Below are 23,335 nucleotides of genomic sequence, written 5' to 3' on the forward strand. Positions count from 1 at the left end.
TATAAATAAAAACAATAATCCAATTTAGGAATTAGAAAATATATAATAAAAATAGTATGAGAAATGTCAGAACCTACAGCCACCTAATTGACCATAATAATTATGGAAAGTCGTCGCAAGCGACAAGGACTTGTAGGCTGAACTCTATGAGTTTTTACCTTCCAATCTTTCATTTAGACATTTGTTTTTCACTAAATATAAATTTAATTGAATATATGGGCTTTTTATAAATAGTTATACATATTAAACCATTATTTTGGTTAATAAATAGTTATATATGGTAAACTTATCATTTAAAGAGTATTTAAGTTTGCATATTTAAAAATATTTAAATAAAATGCTTTATGAGAATCATATTATAAAGGTCATAAGATTGCAAATAAAATGAAAATTTAGTATATTTATTTATACTAAACCCTATTTAGTATACTTTTTTTATACTAAACGCTAGTTAGTATAAATTTTTATACTAGTATACTTAGTATATTTTTTATACTAAACCCTATTTAGTATATTTTTTTATACTAAACCCTATTTAGTATATTTTTTATACTAAACACTAGTTAGTATACTTTTTTATACTAAACACTAGTTAGTATAAATTTTATACTGGCCTATCACTATCTTACTATTTTTCTTTCATCTTAGCCAAATTATCCTTCAATATCCTATATATATTCTCAGCACCTACAATCTCCTCATCTGGAATGTCCCAATCTGATGGATATAAAATAAATGGCTCTGACTGGCTTCCTCCAACGCCTCCATGGCTTCCAACCAGCTCTTCAAATGCACATACCTCATCATTTTCCACATCATAAAAGCTGTTTACAAGAATGTCCGGTGTGTACTGGAATGAGCTGTTTCTTTTAAGATGTTGGGTAACATTGTCTCCAAATCCAATGAGAGGATTTTCCCCTTCTATCTCATCGCTATCCAGGTAATAAATTCCATTCTTGCCTATTGCCATATCACCATTTTCAGATGAGCGGACTAAAACAAATCCTACATATTCATTATTCACTATTTCACTTATCATATCTGGAAACATCTCATTGATCTCTTCATAAGTCAGCCTATGGCTCCATCGGGTAAGATAGATCATTGCAAGGTTTCCAGAGGCAAGGACAATAACTTCAGACTCTGAAATCAGCTTATCCTCATCTGGCTTGTTCCTGTTTTTAAATTTATCTATTCTATCTTTAAATGGAATGTAGACCTCTGCAAAGTGGTCTTCGTTTGAGGACATCTTTGCATAGATATTGGTCTCGTGAGGAAGCAAGGACTTTACAAAGTCCTCAAATGACTGGCCATATCTTTGCTTGAATGTTGCACCATTGGTTTGGCCATGGTCTGACTGTATGACAAACTCATATTCCCTTGGAGAGTATTTGTTTCCATAGATCAAGCGCCTTATCTGCTTGTCCATTCCCTTAAGGGCAAACCATACATCCTCATCTCTCACTCCTGAATGGTGGGCAATCTCGTCATAGCCTAGATATGTTGAATATGCAACGTCAATGTCTCCAATCAGCATGTCCCCAATAAGGGTTTCGGTATTGATTTCCCTCATGAAGACATTTGTTCCGGCCCTTGTTGGAATATATGCGATGCCCCTTGAGATTCTTGGACGGATATTTAGTATGCTGTGCTTAAGTTGGGAATAGATCTCATGGACCATGTCTTCTATGACTAAAATTACTATACGTGCGAATTCGCTTGGATTTGAAAAGATTGAAAACCAAGCGCCATTGTAAAGCTTTCTAAGGTCTGTTATTTTGCTGAAGGTAAATATGACATTGTCTGTATCCCCTGAAAAGAGGTTTGATCTGCTTGCCCCATTTTCAACAAGCAAGCCGTTACCGTCTGATATTCTCTCTTCAAGAACCTTTACCTTTGTAACTCCAGAGCACTGCATCATCTGATTGTTGTTTTCCTTTTCAATCCATCTGAAGGCGGTGATGTTTTCATTGTTTCCATGTAGGATACCTGCTTGGCTGGCTCCGGTTTGAGAGGAGAGGTCAGTCTCCCATTTTTTAAGGATATGGGTTTTGTTGTCAATCATTGACTTGACAGTTGGCATGACTCCTTTCTCTACAGCTTCCAAGAGCACGTCATATGCAAGCCCATCGATTTCAACAATGATTAGCCCAGGATAATCCTTAATCTCTCCTTTTCTTTTAGTTTGGGCTTCTCTAAGAACAGCCTGATAATATGTGCCATCATCCTCAGCGTCCATAAGGGTTGATAGGACGATTGTAATAAGGGCAATTGTTAATGGGGCAAGGACTATTCCCCATCCTGATATGTCTAAGCCAAAGTATGGGCCGAAGAAGGCAAAGACCCCTCCGTTTAAAAGGAGTGCTCCGATTCCAAAGGTCCAAACCATAAGGGGCATGTATATCCTTGTTACCAGAGGCCATATTGCTGCATTGAAGATGCTTATGAAAAATATGAATATTATGACTCTGCCTAGATTGGTGACGGTGAAATCCAATCCAAAGCTGATTAGATACAATCCGATAAGATTTGCAATAAAAAGAATAAGATATCTTTTAAGTGACAGTCCTGGTGTCTTTTTAAGTTCTTCAATGTCTCTCATGGCCCACTCCCATTATATTTAGATTTAATTGCATAATTTTTAATGTTTTATTCTAAAATGCTATGAATTAATTTATATTTATTATTTAGGATTTATTTAAATATTTTGACTACAAATATTAAGTCATTTAATAATTAAGTGGCTTAAATTCTTTTTTTAGGGCCAATATGGATGGGTTGTTTTTATAAGGAGGGTTTGTCTTTTACAGTTCTTAAAGGGTGTTGTTTTATTGTCAATTTTTTGATATGAAATAATTAATTTAAGCTATCATAATTTTGATAGTAATCTTTTTTTAGTTGTTTTAATTAAAGCAATTTTTAATAATTTGATAGTTATATAATATTTCTAGTTTTTGTTTAATCGTAATCTATACATTCTTACACTTTAAACTTTAATTAATATTAAATTCATATCAATAAGGGATAAAAAAGCTGATTTAGATAAAAAAAGTATGTATTTCAATGCAATAGCCTAGATGGTCTTAGTGATTTGCATTAATTGGTCTGTGATGTAATTGGTTTGGTTTTTGAAAAATAGAATATTTTTTATTTTTTTAATGAGTGATTTGTGCCTTATTAGCATAGTTACTAATAAGGCACTGAAGAAGTAATTTAGAATACATCAATATTCTAAAAAATGACTGGATTAAATATATATTTTTGGAGTTTATATATTTTTCTATTATTTCCAATATTCAAATTTGTACATTATATTTTTGATAGTTCATCCACATCATTTTAATGATTCTTTTTCTCCTCCCTTAAGACATTATCCATCATCTGCACATCAAATGATACAACATCGTCAAGATATATCCAGCTTATGAAATCTCCTCTTCGAAGTTCCAGCAAAAGCTCGATGCCCTTGCCATACTTTGACATATCACATTGCACTATGCTGACTTGATCGCATCTTGTGCGGACATTGTTCACTGTTACTTTACAATCCATATGATAATCCAAGCCTTCCTGCCAATAGTCATTTCCAGTTTCTATTTCCTTAATCATATCCATTACATCCATTTATTATTCCTCCTTATATTTTTTGCATATTTCTTCCATCTTTTGGTAGTATTCTATCTTGTTCATGATGAGCTGAAAGTTCAAGTCATCCTCATCCTCGCTGCCGGATTCAATGTTTTGAATGTCTATGAAATTATACATAAAGTTCACACATAGAGCGATGGCAGTGAGGAAGTCCCCATCAACTGAATTCATGCCCTCTTCATCTACAAAGCAGCAATGGCTTGTAAATTGTTCTATCTTCATCATTTCATCGATCATTTCCTCTTCATAATCGTTTATGATATTATCGTCCCCCTTTTCTTTAGAGCAGCTGATATTTATTCTTTAAAATCTTTTTTCTTAAAAATAGTCCTATAATCATTTCATTATTGTCTTGATTATAGCATTTATCTTATGGATATCGTCGTTTATAAACTCTTCCATTTTAAGAATAATTCAGAATATAAAAATTAAATGTCTCTATTTCGTATGATCAAGTCTTTGGCTGTAAAGTGAAGTATGGAAAAATTGTAAATTAAATGTGAGAAAAATTGAGATAAAGTTATTTTAAATGATTATTCATTTATTTTTTTAAAAAATAGTTAGTTTAGAAAAAGAGATTTAGAAATTGATTGGAAATCTCTATTCTATTTTTAAATAGACTAGAGATTCAATCATTTGTTCAATATCTTATTGCAAGAAAAAATTCCTGCAATACACTCGATAGATATTGAAAAAAGCAAAAATTTTAGTTAGAATTAAAAATTCCAATTAAAGAATTTTTAAACTCTAAATAAAATTATGATTTAAATAATATATAAATTTATTTAATCATGATGTAAATTACAGGAAGTGTCTGTTACAATATAAACGGGAACCCAAACACATCGAGTGTAGTGAAAAAACTAAATTCTTGTAATATTTGTTTATTCCTGTAATTTATATCTGAGGATTAATTGTTCATACTAGCCTTAAAAAAACCAGCATGAGCATGCTGTATATTACCAACAAATAAAGTAGGTAAAATACTACTCCAATCCAAAATTTCTTTTGAATGGACACATCAATCCTCCTAAAATTTTTGCTTTGATGGTTGCGATTTTTAACAAAATTGATTTTTGCTCGGCAAAAAATAAAATTCCTTACCATAAAATCACCTCCAGATTTTTTAGGAGTTACCGTTTGATTTAAAATTCTGTAATTCCTCTTATTTATACTTTATTTTTAATTTAAAGAAGTTAAAATTGATTTTATTTCGTAAAATTGTTGTGATGTTGTTAAATTGATGTGAAAGTGTGAAATTGATTTTATTTCGTAAAATTGTTGTGATGTTGTTAAATTGATGTGAAAGTGTGAAATTGATTTTATTTCGTAAAATTGTTCTTATTTCGTAAAATTTACTTTATGGTGTGAAATTGATTTTATTTCGTAAAATTGTTCTTATTTCGTAAAATTTACTTTATGGTGTGAAATTGATTTTATTTCGTAAAATTGTTCTTATTTCGTAAAATTTACTTTATGGTGTGAAATTGTTTTCTTGTATAAAATCAATTTATTCGTATCAATTAAGACTTAAAGTCTTCGAATTTTTTAAAATTTATTTAAGTTAAGAAATTATTCTTTTATTCTTTCTAAAAAGTCTTTTTTGTTTCTTATGGCCTTATCAGATATTGGCTTATGGATTTCAACATCATCAATGTAGTCAAATATTTCTATATTTGTAAATCCCATCTCTTGAAGCACTTTAAGGTTTGATTCAGCTTCATCAGATTTATGCAATCCCTTTATCCTTGGAACTCTTATCTTTATTTTGTTATTGTCCACATGTTCCTTTAGATAGATTAGATTGCCGAAGAAGAGATCGTAGTCTCCTTTTGTGTATAGCTCATATCTGGTCTTGTCCATGTCCTTGCAGTCTATATAGAAGTAGTCGATAAGGTCGATTATATCTTTTAAGGAATCTGTCTTATATGATAGGGAGCTTTCCAAATAGAATTTCCATTTGGTGGAGCTGTACTTTTCTATGAACTTCCTTATGAATTTATGGTATAAGAGAGGCTCTCCTCCGCCGAATGCTATCCCTCCACCTGTTGAGAGAAAGTAGATATTGTCTCTTTTTAGCTCTTCGTATAGCTCATCCACAGTCAAGGATTTTGGATAGGCCGTACCATCCCATGAGCTTGGATTAAGGCAGTATGCACATCTTAATGGACATCCCATAGTTGCTACAAGGCTTGTTATTCCATCTCCATCTGTATATGTTCTAAGGCGAGATACTGATAGGATGTTGATTTTATTCATATTCGTCCTCTTTGATTTCAAAAACAGTTATATCTCCATCATATTCCTTCTCATTATATGGAAGCACTATCTCTTCATCATTCCCTAAATAAAAGATTTTAAGGTATGTAAAAGCATAATCTTTATACTCTATATCGCCGAAAGTTTCACAATATGGGCTCTTTTCTAGAATCTCCATTTTAGGTCTTACAGGTTCAAAATTTCCAAAAGGCACAAAGACATCTTTGCATAATAGTTTAGTAGGCTCTTTTTCCTTTAATGTGAATATTCCTTCAATGTCTATCTTTTCGCCATTGTCCTGTTTTTTTTCAAGCTCTCTTTCAAGGTATGCAACTTCGCTTTCACATTTAGGGCATGTCCCGCTGCAGTTCCCTTCGAATGTGCATTCCTCAAAGTCAAATTCAATATTGTTCGCTTTGGCTATCCTTTGCCGGACTTCGTTTAGAAGTTCGCATTTATCCCTGCCATTCATGATTAACCCCCTTTAAATAAAAAAAGCAGTGAGATTGCAATTAGCTATTGCAATATCTTTTTAAACAGTATTGGTATTTGCTGTTTATAAAGCTTTGCAAATTATGCTTTGGGGAAGTTAATTTTTTTGAAGGAAAAAAATTATGAGCTTTGGAAAGATTGTAAAATTTATATGTAGGAAAAATTGTAGATAAAGTTATTTTAAACGATTATTCATTTATTTTTTATAAATTAGTTAGTTTAGAAAAATAGATTTAGAAATTGATTGGAAATCTCTAATAATTTTTAAATAGACTAGAGATTCAATCATTTTTCAATATTATCCGAATAAATGAACTATCCAGTTTAAAATAATCATTTCTTATTTTAGGCTTATTCACCCTCAAACTCCTCTATAAGTTTTTCTTTATATTTAATAAAAGAGCTGTAATCCGGAATCAATCTAGAATATTGAGGATACTTATCAATGAAATTTTTCATCTCATCCATAACAAATATCACTGATTCTGTAACAGAATCAAAACTATAAATCTTATCCCTATAAGAGGTTTCTAGCTCAAATATATCCGGTTTTTCATTATATGTCAACCAAAACCTTTTTTTATATGCATATTCAGAAAGGAATTCAAAAGGCACAAAATCATCTAAATTAATTAAATCATCATTTATTTGGCATGAATAAACATCATCCACCATATCATGGACTGGCTTAAGAGCTTCTTCCATTTGATTAATACGCTCATCAAGAGAATTATCCATTTTTGAAGATGTGCCGATATCTTTAACTTTTTTAAGGTAAATAATATCAGAATGTTCTGGATATTTCCTAACAAGATCTAAGAGCATCCTGCAATTATCCTCTTTAATATCTTCATAATTTTGTCCACGATGGATTTTTCCAAATAGATTACACCATTGATACAAACCTAATTTCCCATCAGACAGATTTAAATCTAACTCATATCTTGTGCTTATGAACTTTTTAGCCTTCCCTACTGTTCCAGGCAAATCACATAAACATCAGGCAATTTTATTAACTTTTCAATGTGATCTTCCAAATAAACCCTATTGATTTCATAGTTTTTGTAATGATATGTGTCATATTCAATCAGCAACACACCGTCGTAAGTGTATTCAAAATCATAACCTGGCACTAATTCACTTTTCATATTTAATCTCCATTAATTATTGCCTTAAGTATAATCAATTTATTATCTTGATTATCAAGGGTTGTAACGTCATATAAGAGATCAATGAAGTCAATAATTCCTTATTTATCAATTCCTCAATATTATTTGAATAAATGGACTATCCAACCTATAATTATTGCTTATTTTTTTAGAATTTATGCCTATAAAATTCCCCAATAAGTTACAATTATTGATTCTTTTTAATCTTCTTTTAATTCTTCTCTATGAATTTTTATATTCGGCCATTCATTACGGGTAGGAGAAAAAGGGCACTTATTATTTATTTCCTCAAAACGTTTGCGTTTCTCTTCAGTCCACTCTATATCATCAGTAGGGCCAAAAACCTCTTCTAAAAAAGAATCTAAATCAGAATAGTCTTCAGCGCTCTTTTCTTTTATTTTCTTATTATTTTCATTCATTTTATTCCCCCTCATCTAAATATCATAAACATATAAATCAATACTTGGATTCGCTTTAAAGAAATAACTCATCACTTTTTCATATTTATCATAATTGTTAATTACTACATATTGATGTATAATTTCTTCGGCATATTCTCTTTCAGCAACTGTTAAATCTATTTTATCCAATCCTCTTAAATAAGGTTTTTTTTCTTTTTCTATAAATTCATTATATTTTTTTTCAATTTTTTCTAATTGATTAAGTAAATATTTTCTTTCTTTAGAAGATAAATCTTCTGCAACTACAATATATTTTTTAGTATATGATTTAACTATATTTAATTCTATTCCTGTTTCAATTTGAGTATAAATATCTGAAATAGAATGCATATTATCAAAATTAGTAGGATGATTATGTACTGAGATTTTCCCTCCTTTCCTAACTGCTTCAATTATTTCTTCATTAGGCACATCAACCTCATGCATTTTACCAATATACAATTTTGAAGCTTCCCTACCATCAAAAGTATACATTTGAAAATATTCAATATCTTTATCTTCTAAAAATTTGTCAAAATTGTCTAATTCTCTTTTTAGTATAGGATGCTCTAATTCAACTAATGGAGTGTTATCGGATTTTATAATGGGTTGTTTTAGAGATTTTTCACGAATTTTAAGTTCTAAAAGCTCTTCCAGTTCTTTTTTTCTAAAATTATGTCCTTCTTTTTTTAATTTATTATTTGGAACTTTCAACACATTATTAAAACTATTTGATGAAGAATTAATGATTTTTCCTCTATCTTTACTAGAATCATAATCTGGAATAGGTATCAGTTGATCTTCAGTAAACTCTTTTACTCCTGGAGGGGCCATCATACCCAACGGAATAATATAGGGCACACTAGTGCAACGACAATTAATCCACTCATTTATGGGTCCTGATTTGTCTCCAGGATGCAACAAGCCATTGCTGAAAGTGTTACCAACTGCTACTATATGGCTATGCAAAGGCTTATGTGAATCTCTTACACGGGCATCATTGCCTGTCCACCACATATGGTATTCTACACCAAGTTCATCGTAAACACTGAATGTTCCTACATTGCTTGCGGAATTAATCTCCGTCCTTGCTATTCGCTTTGCTTGCCAACCTTTCAAACCAGTGAATTCCTCAGTAATCTTATGCCCAACATCCTCGATTCCTAATCCTTTATGGTAGCTATCTGCTAGGTTGTTGGTGATATTTTTACTAACACGAATCAATGTGGAATTACTAGCTTGAAATGTGCTGTACCTTAGGCTGTCTTCTATTTCTGGGTTGGTACGGAACAATCCGACATCAGTTTCTCGCATGATTTTTGGTTCGTAGAGGCCTGTCTTACTGGAAACCTTTTTCTGTTGAATAGTGTACAATGTGGTGGCAGTTTCCCGGGCATTGTAGAATACTGTCAACCCATGCTTCAAGAGTATGGTATTGTATTCTGGCTTCATATCCTCTACGATAGTGGTAACCTTGTTGATATGGAGGAAGAACAGTTCATTTTCATAGTAGATGTCTATGAGGTTCTGTATTCTTCTTTCCAGTTTGTGGAACCATTTGCTCAAGTCTTTTTTAAGATTATTTTCTTCTGCAGAACGCATCTGTGACTGTTTGTCTAAAAGTTTTAGAATCCTTTTTGACTGATGCACTTTCAATGACATTCTTACTAATGTGTTCCTCTTGTCCAATCGGTCTTCAATTGTAATTTCCTTGCCTAAAAGTTCATTATGCAATCCTTGCAACAAAGTATCTACTTTATTGACAATCTCAGCATAGTCATCTTCAGGGTCTCCGAATTTTTCAGAGGCTTTAATAAGATTATTGGCCTTATTGTTCATTTCAGTTACAAACTCGAGGGTTTCGATTTTGAACTCATTAAATTCTGCTACAGTTATGAATTCCTGTGATTTTTTAGTGTTATCATCTTCAGGATCTTCATTTTCTTTTTTAGTTGATTTTGTGTTTTTAAATATTTCTACTACACGTGTGCCGAATCCTTTGATCTCTTCTTCGAGTTGAGTGTTTATTTTTTCATTTATTTCTTCGGTCATGTTAGACACCTTATTTTTGCTTTTTAAACTACAAAATTTGCAAGAGGAACACAAGGAGAATGAACAATGCTTATAGTGATCACCACTGGGTTTTTAATCTCGCTTATGGGTATGCGTTTGATTTTTGACTTTGTTGTTGATGTTATTGGAACATTTAAGATTTTCCTTAGCTTGTCAGTATCTTCTCTTTCGATAGTGGTTGCACTTCCGCCGGTATAGTGTTCGTTATGTATTCCTTGAATCACATCTTGGTTTGTAATTTTCAATGTAACAAACCATGTGCCGGTAGGATATTCTCGTGGTGTGCTGTCAATGAATTTCACGGTGACTGGTTCTGTGTTAACATGTGATTTTATTACTGTTCCTATTACCTGGCCAGTATAGAGGAATTCATGTTCAAGGTCAACTATCAGCCATTCTTCATAATCCCTTGCGAATTGGATTATTTGATCTGCGGTCAAGGGCTTTTCCCCATATTGGTATTCACAATCCGGTAAGTTTGGTATGAATACGGGTAGCATGATTATGATATGGTCTGGTGTTTCTTCGATAATGTTGATCAAGGTGATTGCACTCCCATCTTTCTTTTCCTACGATTTTGTTGTTATCGTTTTTTGGTGAAAATAGATATTTTTTTAAACTCGTGCGAAAGATAGTGAAAAAAGTAGTAAGTGTAATCTATATGTCATACAACTAGGGTACCTGCTTTTCACTATCTTCATTATACATAGTGGAAAGTTAGAGGCTTAATGGATAGTGCTTAAAAAAGGTAGTGGGGGGTGGTGTGTGCTTGTTTAGGATAATTTATATAAAAATAGTGATTGGTAAAAAGTAGTAAAAATAGTTAAAAATTGCTTTTTTTTTTAAAAATAAAATAGAGATTCATTACCAACTGGTACTCAGTAACGAAGTTATATAAGTTGAGAAGAATTTTTAGAAAAATTAGTAAAAATTTTATAAAAAATTAGTTTTCGTTAAATTATTTAACGTGCTATATTCCATTATTAAAAAATAAGTTTAAAGTTTACTAAAAAAATCTGATAAACTGGATTGATTTTCATCAATAATTAGCAAATCATCTTTTAATTTTATATTATCGTTAAACATTTTTTTATTTTTAAGATATTTGCCTATATTTTTATTTTCAATAACATGATTATTTACTCTAGTTAATTCTTGACTTAAAATACTTGAATTTATAATATCTGATAATCCGTTAGTTTGTAGAATTGACTTTGAATTTAATTCTTAAATCAGATGGATATTCTAAAATACTAAAATAATAATAGCTTGATGAATCAAAAATACGATTTTTATTAATTAAATTTTTTCTTTCAAATTCCCTTTTTTCTTTAGCGGTTCTTTTAATATTTTTCCCAGGAAAACCTGACTCTCTATTTGAACCTAGAAAATCACAACCGAAAAAAGGCCCTAAAAAATCAGATGGTAAAGTGTAAACATCATCAAGATGTTTATTAATTTCTTTTTTCATATTAGAAAAATATGTTACTGCATTTCCTTTAAATAAACGATTGATTAATCTTAAAGAATAACGAATGATAGAAATTTTAGTATTTATTTGATTGGAATAAAAATTAAACCAAATATTGCTATAGTTATTCTCTTTATAAAAATGTAATAATTTTTCAAGATTACTGTTGTCCAATTTCATAGATAATGGAACAAAAATAGGTTTATTATTAAATGAAGAAACAACATTTACTGCTTTTTCAATATACTCCATATAATTATCCATAGAATCAAATGACTTAAAATCAATATCTGGAATCAATACAAATAAAGTTGAATATTCATACATATAATCTAATAAATATTCGAAATTAGAAAATGAAAGGGGTTTACTGTGCCCATGAGTAAATTTATTAGATTTAAATGGGTTTTTTGAGAAAGTCAAAGATATAATTGATTTATATGATTTAAATGTATTATCTACCTTAAAAAATTGATTTAATTTTGATTTTTGATTATTAGGAGAATTTTCAAGTAAATTATATAATGCATCATATGATTTTTTATTATTGATAAATTTAGTAGTTTCAATAATATTTCCTTTAAGAGGCAATTCTAATTTATTTAATTTTACTTTAGACACATTAAAAATCTTATATGGTGTGTTTAATATGGTTTTATCGTCAAAAGATAATTCTTTAGTAACATAATTACTATCTTTTGCTTCAATAACTTTTTCTACATTAATAAATGAATCAAATTCAACCATTTTACTCTACATCCAACATTTTAATCGCATCATCGATTATTTTTTTATAATTTTGTTTCCCAAGACTACAAATGAAATTCCCTTGAGTTTCATCATGATTTTCGATTGCAAATTCAATATCTTTTAATATATTTGCAGCATCAATTTTTGAAATAAAATTATCTTTTGAACAAAATATAATAATGCCTATTGTTCCAGTAATATACTCTTGTAATTCTTCAAAATTTCTTTTTGCAAATTTTCTTGCTCTTTTATCATCAATAATTATGTATTTCACTTGATTTAAAGACAAATAATGTAAAGATAAACCTATTACTTCATATTCTCCTTTATTTTTATTTTTTTCTTCGTTAGATAAAAGAGGAGCAATTAAAGCAGAATAATTGTAATTATTGTTTGGACAAAAATGTAATTTATTAATTAAGTTATTATCAAGGTGTTGATTTATTTCTTCAAAAACTTTTGAACCAATAGCAAAATTATAATAATCTAAAAAATTATAACAATTGCTTTGTTTTAGTTCCTCTAAAAAACCATATGAAAGAAACCTTAGGAAATCTGCAAAAAACAAATTTATTATAAGATTCCTGATAACTCATTATATTTTTCCTCGCTAATAACTTTTTTTTCAAATAAATTTTTTGCAATATTTGTTTTTTTAGATATTATATTTGAATACACTTCTGATTTTTCAGTGTACTCTGGGAACTCAGTATAAATCAGCAGTAATAATTCTTCACAATCTAAAGAACCATATAACCTATTTAACATACTTATAGCGGTATTTATATGAAGTAATTCTTCCTGATTTTCATCTTTAATTTTTTGAAGAAATTTTAAATATTCTTTATAACCTTTATCAGTGATTTTTAAAAATCCTCCACTAATTTTTTCTTTCGGTTCAAAATATTCCCAACAACCATCTAAATAAAATGGAGTTTCACAGCACGAATTAATTAAATCTAGATAGGGTCCTTTATAATGTTTTACAAAGGAAAATAATTTTTTTAACTCTACATCAAAGTTATATAACAAATATATTTCTTTTTGAATATGCAATACAGATAATTTATTTTTAAAGTCCCCTAATAATAATAAAATTAAATATTCAATATATTTTTGTTTATATTCTGCATTCGATAAAGTCATAATGTTCACTCATTAAGATATTTAATATTTTCCTATTTTTTTATTAGGAATCTCCTATTTTTCTAATTCAACTGAATTATTGACATAATGATGATTAGATTCAATAATTTCGGAGTTTAATTCTCAATTTTTTTTCAAATAAAATTCTCTTTCTAAATTTTCAATTGTAAACTCTTAATTTGTTTTCTTTACTCTTATAAGTTTTCCAGGTATTCCAAAAGAGCATAAACAGTTACTAGCAAGGTTTATAATAAGAATTATGTTAAAAGTAGTATAAAAAGATTTAGAGATAGCATCTGAAAAGTAAAAAAAGAAAAAATCAGGATTTATAAATAACTTAAACTTTAACACCCATTTTTTCATATAAAGACTTTTTATAACTTTCAAAAATAAGTTCCTTTTCAGCATCGGATATCTTAGGGTCATCAAGAAGTTGCATTATTCTATTCCATTCAGAATCATCAAAGCCCATTGAATCTACTTTTTTCTGATTATCCATTTAGGCATTTTTTATCATCATCTCTACTGAAATATATCTGCTTATAATAGAATCTCCGTTAAATTTCATCCAAGAATTTTCAGGACTTGAACTAGCTCTAATATGGTTATATCTATCAATAAACTCATCAAAATCTTCATAAGATTGAGGAACATCATTAAATTGAGTTATAAATATATACTTATTAGTATGTACTAGCACGTATTTAATATTTTCCGACGCATAAAATCCCTTAGAAAAATCTCCAGGGCTTAAAAAAGTTCCATCTTGATGATTATGTAACACAATTAATATGTCTTCGCCAAAATCTTTTTGATTAATGGATTTACTGAACTTCTTTTTCCATCAGTATATAAAATTCTTGGTTTATAATCATTTGTAAGTTTTTCAAATCTGCCTTTACTTATATTATATACCATTGCCCATTCATTATCATCTTTAATTTTTAGAAAAATTTATTAAATTATTAATCAAGAAATTTAAATTTTCATCTTTGTCTAATAAAGGAAATCATTTTTTTTTAAAAAGTTTTTTATAATTGTTAATATATAGTTAACTATATATAAAAAGTTTGAATATTTACAAATATTTTTAATAATTTTTTCTAACAATTTGTATCTTATCAAACATTTTAAAAGATAAGGGGGACTACTTATTTTAAAAGAAGGATTTTGAAAAGGGTACTTTAAACGAGTATCCGTAAAGGGCCAAAGAGCGTTCTGGGTGGAACCAACAATCTCATCCCGATTGCTAATTTTTATTAGAAATGATTTAAAAAATGATATAAATGAGCTACTTGGTGAGCCAAAATGTGGTAAAGGTTCTGCAGGTATAGGTAATTTAGCTCATATGCCTTGGTTAGATTTTACATTGCATAATATTGATGAAAACTTAGGTGCTATTAATGTTGCTTATTTATTTAAACCAGATATGTCTGGATTTTATTTAACATTTAGAGCTTTATTTTATCAAGAAATTGAGAAAAAACATGGCAAATATTTATTAATTTATTTAAAAAATAAATCAAGACATATTAGAGAGTTTTTAGAGGAATCTAACAAACTTAGAGATGATTTTTTATTTAATATGGACTTCTCTGAAGACACAGCTGTACTAAAAAAACATAGTGCAGGAACAATTGTAGCAAAATATTATGATGCAAGTAATGTGCCTTCCGATGAGGAATTAATAAATGATTTAAATTATTTTTTAGATTTATATGCTTTTGTCATTGACAATTATGAAAATAAAACAGATCTTTCAGTAGATGAATGGGTCAAGGTTTTAGAAAATAAAGAATTAATTGATGATAAGATGTTTAGCATTTTAGAAATCATGAATGAAATGGATAATTATTCCGCTACTACAAGCCAGATTTCTAAAAAAAGGGAAGAATTAGGATTTTTGGATGAAAAGTCTTATAATAGTATTATTATTTCTAATTCAAGAAAAATTAAAGAATTCTTAAATAAAAAACCTATTTATAATGACGATGGTACCGAAAATTATTGGACAAGGTTCTTTTATGGAAAAAATGTTGATGGTGCTTTTGAATTTAAAATGAAGGATGAATTAGTTGAAGCTTTTAAAAAAACTAATGTGGAAAAACGAAAAAAAGGTGGGGAAGAAGTGACTAAAAACTATAACTCTTTTTATGATTTCCTTTTAGATAATGGTTATTTGTTTGATAAAGGAACTATTGAGAATTATTTGCTTTCTTTAAAGGTTAAGCCATTTGCTATTTTGACTGGTAACTCTGGAACTGGGAAAACTAAATTATCTCAATTGTTTTCTCAATATATTTCTAATAATAATCCTATTTTAGTTTCTGAAATGAATAGATTATCAAAAGATACTGAAGATTTTGTAGAGGTTCAGGTTACTACAAGAAGATCTTCGTGGAATATTTTTGAAAAAGGTAAAGAAATGAACCCTGGTTGGACAATATCAAATGAATTTTTTAGTAATTATTTGCCTATTGATCAATTTAGTGGTGAATATCAAATTGAAGTTGATGGAATTGAAGGTAATGGGATTATTAGTCCTGTAATTCAAGTATATTATGATAAAAATAGTTTAAAACTTAAAAAAGAGTTTGAAAAATTGTATTTATCCGAATTAGAATCAATAGAAAAAGATAAAGAAAATAAAGTTTCACACGAAATTCAATTAGTTGGTTTAGAATTAAATGTTAATTCTCTTGAAAATATGGTTAATACTAATTTTACAAAATTTAAGGGAGATATAAGTTTTAAAAAAGAAATTACAACAACTTCTATTAAACCAGGAGAATTCATTGTTCCTTATGAAATATTTGATTATATACCTTTTAATAAGAATCAAATGGATTGTAAAATAATTTCTTGTGGAAGATTTTCTAATGCTAATATCCATATTAAGTTTAAATTAAGAAAATTAAGTAAAAATATCCGAGAGTATTTGGAAGAGAAGGGTGTAGGGGCTGAAATTGATGTTAAAATTAAAAATATTGACACTTCTTTAGAAAGATTTAATCCAGATTGGAGTTCAGCTAAAAGATATTCTTCAGAGCAAATTGCACAATTAAACGAAAAGAATATTGATTTAATCGACTTTAATTCTCAAAATTACAAAATAATCCCTGTAGGTGCTAATTGGACTGAAAACAGAAACATAGTAGGCTATTACAATGTAATAACCAATAAATATCAATCCACTCCAGCATATGACTTAATCACACAGGCACAAAAGTCTGATGAACCTCACTTCTTAATTCTTGATGAAATGAACCTTTCCCATGTAGAGCGCTACTTTGCAGACTTTTTATCAGCTATTGAAAGTAAAGAAAAAATACCTCTCTATGGAGAAGAAGCTTTAGAAATCCCTGATAATCTGTTTATCATAGGAACAGTCAATGTAGATGAAACAACATACATGTTCTCTCCTAAGGTTCTAGATCGTGCTAATGTCCTTGAATTTAAAACATATTCTGCTGCATCCTATATGAATGGCGATATTAAACTATCTGGTCCTGATGGAAACCTATCATATTTAGAAAATCCATTGGATGGTAATAATATTCGTAGTAAGGGAATAGATGAATTAAGAGAGTTATTTGATGGAGTTAAAGTAGAAAATAAACCTTTCTGGAACATTTTATCTTCAGAGATTGAAAAGTTCCAATCTGTATTAAAAGTATCTGGATTTGATTTCGGTTTCCGTGTAATTAATGAAATAGTTCGTTTCATGGCTGTAGCATGGGAATATGAGAACAAGCCTGATGAATTTAGCAATTGGGAAAGATATTTTGATGCCCAAATAAAGCAAAAGATGCTTCCAAAATTACATGGCTCCGAAAAGATCATTGGAGATACAATTGATGAGCTTCACAAGATCTGCTTGGACAGTTCCATTGATGATGTGGAGATGGCTAAATATCCAGAATCCTATAAGAAATTAACTGAGATGAGAAAAGTGCTTCGTAAGCAAAGATATGTTTCATTCATTAACTAAAATCTTATCAGTTTTAAAAGAGATAATCATTAAACTATTTTTCAGTATGTGCATAATTTGCACATACTATTTAATCAAATCGTCATTCAATTAAAGGTGCAACATGGAGCAATACATTAAAATAAATGCTATCGATAATGAATCTAATCAATTGGGAACATTCAAAATCTCAAAAGAATATGATGGATACATACCATCTATAGAAAACTTTAATAAAGAGATTATTTTAGAAAACCTTATCCTATACAATGTTCCAATAGTTGAATATTTTGATAATAAGACTCCCATTCAATACTATAAGAATGATAGCTTTAATGCAAATATTCTTCTTCTTGAGGAATATGAGTATACAATTGAATTTGAAGGCGATCTGAATCTTGATGTTTATGAAAGTTTAAAGAACAGCAAAAACAGTCCATTGAAGTTGCTGTCAAACACTAATTCTGGCTTTTTAAACTTTGGAAGCTATGTAGGCAAGACATTTATAGACATTTATAAGGATGAAGGCCTTCTTTTCAAATGCCCTATAGAGGTTCGTTCTCGCAAGATAAATTATGCTAAAGACTATGCCACTATGATTGGGGATTTGTCTCGTTTTTCTTCTGGTCTAATCTATGAGCTTAACTCCCCTGTCTATCAGTCATTGGAAGTAAGTGACATCAATAAGACTCCATATGAGGATTTTATGCTTCTTGAGTATCTATTTGAGGATGAGAATCTTCCATCCACTGTTGAGTATTTGTCTCGCAATTTGTATACTTTGCTTGAGGAGTCCAGGGAAGAAGTTCCAAGCTCCCTTGCATCTAATATTGGGCCTAATGAGCTTGTTGAGGTCTTTTCTAACAGTGATAATTTGGAAAGGTATGATGGCCTTGATAATGGTCATTTGGATTCTGTTTTGTCTAGAACTAAAGGATATCTTCCATTAAAGATAAATGAAATAAAGTATGTGGACAATATAGACACTCCTGAGAATCGATTCTATAAAAACTTTCTATTGTATATAGATGACTTGATTGATGATTTAATAAAAAGGATAGATGAAGGCTACTCTTTGGATAAGCTTCATGAATATAAGGAAACACTTAGCTATTATCTCTCTTCACGCTATTTTTTAGACATTTCTCCTATGGATTATCCTCCTCTTAATTCACAGGTTTTGCAGAAGAAAGAGGGTTATCGTGACATTCTTGAATATTATCTTTTATTTGAGTTCGGTTTCAAGCTTAACTGGAATCAGGTTGTTGATGATTTTCGTGGCTATGAGAAGAAGGTGTATCGTCTTTATGAATACTGGTGCTATTTTGAACTCTTGGATATAGTTGGTGAATTGACAGATACTGAAATACGTTTTGATGATCTTTTTATTGAAGAGAACTTGAACATCTCCCTTAGGGAAGGGGCTATCAAAAGATTTGACTTGAACTTGTCTGACTTGTTGGACAATGATTTGCCTTCATCTGATGATTTGGACATAAGGATAGACTTGATGTATAACAAGACCTTCAATAAGGATATGGCTTTTCATTCCTATTCAGTTGCCTTAAGGCCTGATTATACCTTGTCAATAGAGTTTGGGGGTAATGCTTATCGCATTCATTTCGATGCAAAGTATAAATTGAACATCAATGATGAATCCTTTAAGAATGATGATATTGTAAAGATGCATTCCTATAAGGATGCTATTGGGGATACAATTGCAGCATATGTGCTATATCCTGGAGATAGAAAAGAGATATTTTTATGAAGATGATGTTCATTTAAGGTCTGTAGGTGCCTTCCCCTTAAATCCAAGTGAGGATAGGGAGAATAAAAAAGAGATATTGGACTTTTTAACTCGTCAGATTATTAAGTTGCTAAGTGTGGTTTAGTTATTAAGATATCAAGAGTAATATTGGTGGAAAAAATTTAAATAAAGAATGGAAGTCCATTCTTTATTTTTTTTTACTTATTTTTAACATAGTTTTTAAGCTATTCCATTGGCATTGAATTCTATATTATTTTCACCTTGAAATTAGTGCTAGTTGCCTTATACATTCCATCTCCTGCAAATTTGGCTGTACAGGTGTATGTTCCTTTTTTATTTAAAGAAACCTTTACGCTAGCAACTCCCTTATCATTTGTTGTGCCTGTATAGGTCTTGCCGTTTATAACAAAGTTGATCTTCTTGCCTTTTACTCCATGTCCTTTATCGGATAGGAATGTTGCAGTGATTGTCTTTGTCTTTGCACTGGCTTTATATGTCTTTGCAGGTGCGGTTATCTTAGGAGCTTGCTTGCTGACTTTGATGATTGCAACTTCAAATGAGCCTGCATATTTATTGTCTCCCAAGAATGCTATTGCAAAGGTGTATGAGCCTTCATATCCAAGGTTGATCTGTAGTTTTACACCGCCTGTAGCATTTGTTGTACGATTATAGACTGCTCCATTGAATCCTATTTGAACTGGCATGTTATTTAACGGCTGTCCTTCATCGTCGGTTAGGTTTACTTCAAAGTATTTGCCTATCCTGCCATCGACCTTGGAATTGACAGCCACTGTGCTCATGTTCTGATATAGGATTCTTGTGCTTGTTCTTTCTCTGCTAATTATTGTTATATTGTTTTCATAGCTTTGATTATTGTAGCTGCTTGTTATCTTGTATGTTCCTGGAGCTTCGCTTATCTTTATTTTGGCCACACCCTCATCATTAGTTTTAACTGTTGTTGTATTATTATTGATGGTGAAAGTGACTTCCTCTCCTGGTCCTACAGATATATTATTCTCTGTTGCAGCCCTTACGCTGAAATAGGAATCTTCGCCATATTCAATAATCATGTCATTGGCGTCTGCTAATTTTGTAGTGTCATTGAGTGTGTATACTTTAAGACAGACAGTCTTATTTAAAGGAGCAAAGTCGGTCCAAGTGCTTCCATCAGCGCTTACAAGGGATGTTCCATTTAGGTAATGGACCCTAGACCATGCCTGATAAGGAACTGAATTGCTCTTGAAGACTACCTTGAACTGGTCTCCAGACTTAATAGGGATGTAATTATTTAAAACTATTGTCCTAAATCCTGCATATTCGCTTGTTCCGTTTTGGGTTTGGACCTTTTTGTCGTTTACAAATATGTCAAAGGAGTATTTTATTCCTGATTCATTGAAATAGGTTCCTACTGCTCCTATCAGCTCGTCGTACTTTGAAGTGAACTCATTTGAATAGATTGTATAGTTTTGGTCAAATCCTGCAAGGCAGGTAAGGTCTGTCTGATAGTTTACATGATAGTCAATGTCGTTTTCAAAGATATAGGCTACTGCAACCCTTAAAGGCACAATGGCAAAATAGTCTATGTCCGCGAAATTGATGTATTCTGTATTTGAGTATCCGAAAAGGGAATCCTTGGTTATCCAACACCCTGGGGCTCCGCCAAAATCATTTGTAAAATTGTCGTCCCATCCTACAAGTGAAATGAAATGGGTGTTATGTTCCATAATGGAAATGTCCTCTCCTTCGCTTAGTATTTCCTCACCTTCTCTATATGCCCAGTATTGCACAGTGACAGCGCCGTATTTAATTATCGCTTTTTTCAATTGATCTATTGTGTTGTTTTCTCCTGTATATATGAACATTGCATCCTGAACGTGGATTCTAGGAACATTCATATCACTATCTGCAATCATTCCACGGTCATCATAAGCTGCATCTGTAGGCAAGACCCCATACCAGCTTAATGCATAGCCTAAGCCGCTGGTTATGAATCCTGTCAGGCTGTTTCTCAAATCCCCCACTTCATAATATTTCAATTGAAGCTTCTGCACATAGTTCTGTGAGAGATTGTAGAGCACTCCTGTGGATTTGCCAAGGCCTGTTTCAATGGAGGCTATTGTTGCAAATGCCCAGCAGTCGTCATTGTCTCCCTGGACTTTTCCAGGTGTTGTCCATCCCCAATCCTGTGAATTGAATTTGGATGGGAGGGAGTCAACAATTATTTCATTATTTGTTAGATTGAGTTTTATTCCAGGGGTTTCAACTGAAACGATGTAATTATGATTGTCCATGAGGAATATGTCATCATTCTTATTGACGTTTGTGAAATTTGAATGGCTTGCAAAGTCTGCATAGACTGCAATTCCCCCATTGTCAAATGTGGAGTCACTGAAATCCGCTGCAACGTCATGGGCATAGATTGCATTTGCGGTAGTTGGGGATTCCTCAAGAGCGCTGTTATTGATGATATCGGAGGATTTGATTGATAGGTTTCCTTTGTCAAAGTATATCGCTCCTGCATTCTTTTCTGCCTTATTGTTTTTTATGCTGGAATCTGTAATGTTAATGTTGGTCCATGAGGAGTATATTGCACCTCCCTCGAAGCTTGCATAGTTATTTAGTAAATTGCTTTTTTCGAGATTCAATCCTCCTCCTAGAATTGATATTGCCCCTCCATATTTGCTGCTGCAGTTTGTGAAATTGGAATCGATAATGTTTAGGCTTTGGGCAATCCTTTGGGATCCTGAGTCAAAGTCAAAGTGAATTGCTCCCCCGTCGTTGAGGCAGGAAATGTTTTCAAATCTGCAGTTTTTGATTATCATAGGGTCTGATGGAAGGTATTGGGTTTTATTAGCTACTTTTATATAGGCGGGGAAGTATTTTCCAAGTATTGCTCCGCCACTTAAATTGGAATGTATATTATTGAAACTTGAGTTTTCTAGATCTAGGTAATATCCCTTGAAATCAATTATTGCACCGTTCTTGAAAGTGAAATTTTCAAATCTGGAATTGTGGATGACCAGCTGCCATCTGTTGGCTGAAATTGCTCTTTCATAATTGCCATTTCCAGAAAAGATTGAATTGTTTACGGTTATATTTGACTGGGATCCGCTTATGATATTCTTTGCGCGGTTTGAATAAAAACTGCAATTATTTACATTCAAGACGCCCTTGCTTACAAATATAATGCTTTCAAGTGATTCAAAGCTCTCTGTAAAGTTGACATTGTTTAATGTAAGCTTTCCGTAAATTTGTAAAACTGTTTGGTTGAAATTCTTAAATGTCAAGTCATTAATTACAATTTCTCCCTTATTGTTTTCAAAATCAAATTCTGCCCCCATTTCATTTCCGTCGATGATATGGCCATTTCCATTGATTGTAAAATTGGTCTTATTCACTGAAATTAATGGGCCGTAATACATTTGGTATAAGCTGGCATTGTCATAGCTTTTATTGAATATATAGTCATGTGTGAGGTTTAGCTCATCATCTGATTGATTGATTTCCTGATATAAAGTTGTAAAGCATGTTTCATCTTCTATTTCTGGGGGGTTTGTGTTCTCTTCTTTTAAAATATGTTCATTATTGTTTTTCAGATTTAAATCCTGGTTTTGATTTGATTCATCATTGCAGATAGGATCAAATTCCATGTTTGTTTGATAATCATTATCTATATTTGATGCATCAGCTTGGAGTTCACTTGCTGAAACTGATGAAATGCTTATTAGAATAGAGATAATGATTAGAAGTATAAAAAGTTTAGATTTCATAGTTTTCTCCATTTATAAAATTAATTATTGTTTTTCCTTTATAGATATGAGGTAAGTGTTTTTCATAAAAATTTAATTTTATTGCATTGATTTATTTAAATTAATCTATAATATAAATCATTTAATTGCATTAATCTATTTAATAAACTTATCTATAATATAAATAATTTAAATAAGTTTCTAAATTATTCCGGCACCTTAACTTTTGACTTGCTATTGTTTAGTTAAATATGGCATTATTATTGGACAATTTACTATACTTTTTTAAATTTCTTATAATTGTGTATAATTTTGTTATTATTAATTAACTGTTTTCCTAGGTTAAATAATCTTTCCTAAACGATATTCAAGCCATATATAAAGATTTAAATAATTATTT

The 23,335-nt window shown here is 30.6% G+C and carries 19 protein-coding genes; 3 read left to right on the plus strand and 16 right to left on the minus strand.

Annotation, left to right across the window (positions count from 1 at the left end; translation table 11 throughout):
• Positions 1–628 precede the first annotated feature (628 nt).
• From MRU_RS00250 to MRU_RS00315, 15 genes are all read right to left on the minus strand, one after another.
• A complete protein-coding gene (locus MRU_RS00250) occupies positions 629–2,602 on the minus strand; it encodes a phage holin family protein (RefSeq protein WP_012954857.1) in 1,974 nt (657 codons plus the stop codon).
• A gap of 737 nt (positions 2,603–3,339) precedes the next feature.
• Positions 3,340–3,624 carry a hypothetical protein gene (locus tag MRU_RS00255; protein WP_012954858.1) on the minus strand — a complete coding sequence of 95 codons (285 nt, stop codon included), beginning with the start codon at positions 3,622–3,624 and terminating at the stop codon, positions 3,340–3,342.
• Positions 3,625–3,627: 3 nt separating this feature from the next.
• The gene (locus tag MRU_RS00260; RefSeq protein ID WP_143714273.1) at positions 3,628–3,870 is read right to left on the minus strand and encodes a hypothetical protein; all 243 of its coding nucleotides are present in this window, start codon (positions 3,868–3,870) and stop codon (positions 3,628–3,630) included.
• Between the two features lie 1,350 nt (positions 3,871–5,220).
• Positions 5,221–5,907, minus strand: coding sequence for a radical SAM protein (locus MRU_RS00270; protein ID WP_012954860.1), 687 nt, complete (start codon positions 5,905–5,907; stop codon positions 5,221–5,223).
• Positions 5,900–6,379, minus strand: a complete 480-nt coding sequence (locus MRU_RS12015) for a hypothetical protein (protein ID WP_012954861.1) — start codon at positions 6,377–6,379, stop codon at positions 5,900–5,902. Before MRU_RS12015 ends, MRU_RS00270 begins: the two co-directional genes overlap by 8 nt.
• A gap of 371 nt (positions 6,380–6,750) precedes the next feature.
• Positions 6,751–7,386, minus strand: coding sequence for a hypothetical protein (locus tag MRU_RS00280; protein WP_048812326.1), 636 nt, complete (start codon positions 7,384–7,386; stop codon positions 6,751–6,753).
• Positions 7,371–7,547, minus strand: coding sequence for a hypothetical protein (locus tag MRU_RS11805; protein WP_012954863.1), 177 nt, complete (start codon positions 7,545–7,547; stop codon positions 7,371–7,373). Before MRU_RS11805 ends, MRU_RS00280 begins: the two co-directional genes overlap by 16 nt.
• Positions 7,548–7,768: 221 nt before the next feature.
• Complete coding sequence (locus tag MRU_RS00285; protein WP_012954864.1) at positions 7,769–7,987, minus strand: hypothetical protein; 219 nt, start codon at positions 7,985–7,987, stop codon at positions 7,769–7,771.
• A gap of 15 nt (positions 7,988–8,002) precedes the next feature.
• Entirely contained in the window at positions 8,003–10,060 is a 2,058-nt protein-coding gene (locus MRU_RS00290; protein WP_012954865.1) for a phage head morphogenesis protein, read from the minus strand.
• Positions 10,061–10,083: 23 nt separating this feature from the next.
• Positions 10,084–10,581, minus strand: coding sequence for an XkdF-like putative serine protease domain-containing protein (locus tag MRU_RS00295; protein WP_012954866.1), 498 nt, complete (start codon positions 10,579–10,581; stop codon positions 10,084–10,086).
• A gap of 695 nt (positions 10,582–11,276) precedes the next feature.
• Entirely contained in the window at positions 11,277–12,299 is a 1,023-nt protein-coding gene (locus tag MRU_RS00300) for a hypothetical protein (RefSeq protein WP_012954867.1), read from the minus strand.
• Between the two features lies 1 nt (position 12,300).
• On the minus strand, positions 12,301–12,870 hold the full coding sequence (locus MRU_RS00305) for a hypothetical protein (protein WP_012954868.1): 570 nt from the start codon (positions 12,868–12,870) through the stop codon (positions 12,301–12,303).
• A 5-nt stretch (positions 12,871–12,875) separates the two neighbouring features.
• Positions 12,876–13,448 carry a hypothetical protein gene (locus tag MRU_RS00310; protein WP_012954869.1) on the minus strand — a complete coding sequence of 191 codons (573 nt, stop codon included), beginning with the start codon at positions 13,446–13,448 and terminating at the stop codon, positions 12,876–12,878.
• 337 nt (positions 13,449–13,785) lie between these two features.
• Positions 13,786–13,947, minus strand: coding sequence for a hypothetical protein (locus MRU_RS11810; RefSeq protein WP_171776150.1), 162 nt, complete (start codon positions 13,945–13,947; stop codon positions 13,786–13,788).
• Positions 13,948–14,148, minus strand: a complete 201-nt coding sequence (locus MRU_RS00315) for a hypothetical protein (protein WP_143714274.1) — start codon at positions 14,146–14,148, stop codon at positions 13,948–13,950.
• A 522-nt stretch (positions 14,149–14,670) separates the two neighbouring features.
• Here MRU_RS00315 and MRU_RS11160 point away from each other — a divergent pair.
• The 3 genes from MRU_RS11160 to MRU_RS11815 all read left to right on the plus strand — a co-directional run bounded on the left by MRU_RS11160 (position 14,671) and on the right by MRU_RS11815 (position 19,310).
• Positions 14,671–17,439, plus strand: coding sequence for an MrcB family domain-containing protein (locus MRU_RS11160; RefSeq protein WP_012954870.1), 2,769 nt, complete (start codon positions 14,671–14,673; stop codon positions 17,437–17,439).
• Positions 17,440–17,542: 103 nt separating this feature from the next.
• Positions 17,543–19,186 carry a DUF2357 domain-containing protein gene (locus tag MRU_RS00325; RefSeq protein ID WP_012954871.1) on the plus strand — a complete coding sequence of 548 codons (1,644 nt, stop codon included), beginning with the start codon at positions 17,543–17,545 and terminating at the stop codon, positions 19,184–19,186.
• The gene (locus MRU_RS11815) at positions 19,137–19,310 is read left to right on the plus strand and encodes a hypothetical protein (RefSeq protein ID WP_171776151.1); all 174 of its coding nucleotides are present in this window, start codon (positions 19,137–19,139) and stop codon (positions 19,308–19,310) included. Before MRU_RS00325 ends, MRU_RS11815 begins: the two co-directional genes overlap by 50 nt.
• Before the next feature lie 121 nt (positions 19,311–19,431).
• Here MRU_RS11815 and MRU_RS00330 read toward each other — a convergent pair whose 3' ends face one another.
• Positions 19,432–22,956 carry a lectin like domain-containing protein gene (locus MRU_RS00330; protein ID WP_048812329.1) on the minus strand — a complete coding sequence of 1,175 codons (3,525 nt, stop codon included), beginning with the start codon at positions 22,954–22,956 and terminating at the stop codon, positions 19,432–19,434.
• Between the last annotated feature and the right edge of the window lie 379 nt (positions 22,957–23,335).

The organism is Methanobrevibacter ruminantium M1 (genome assembly GCF_000024185.1).
Classification (GTDB): domain Archaea; phylum Methanobacteriota; class Methanobacteria; order Methanobacteriales; family Methanobacteriaceae; genus Methanobrevibacter; species Methanobrevibacter ruminantium.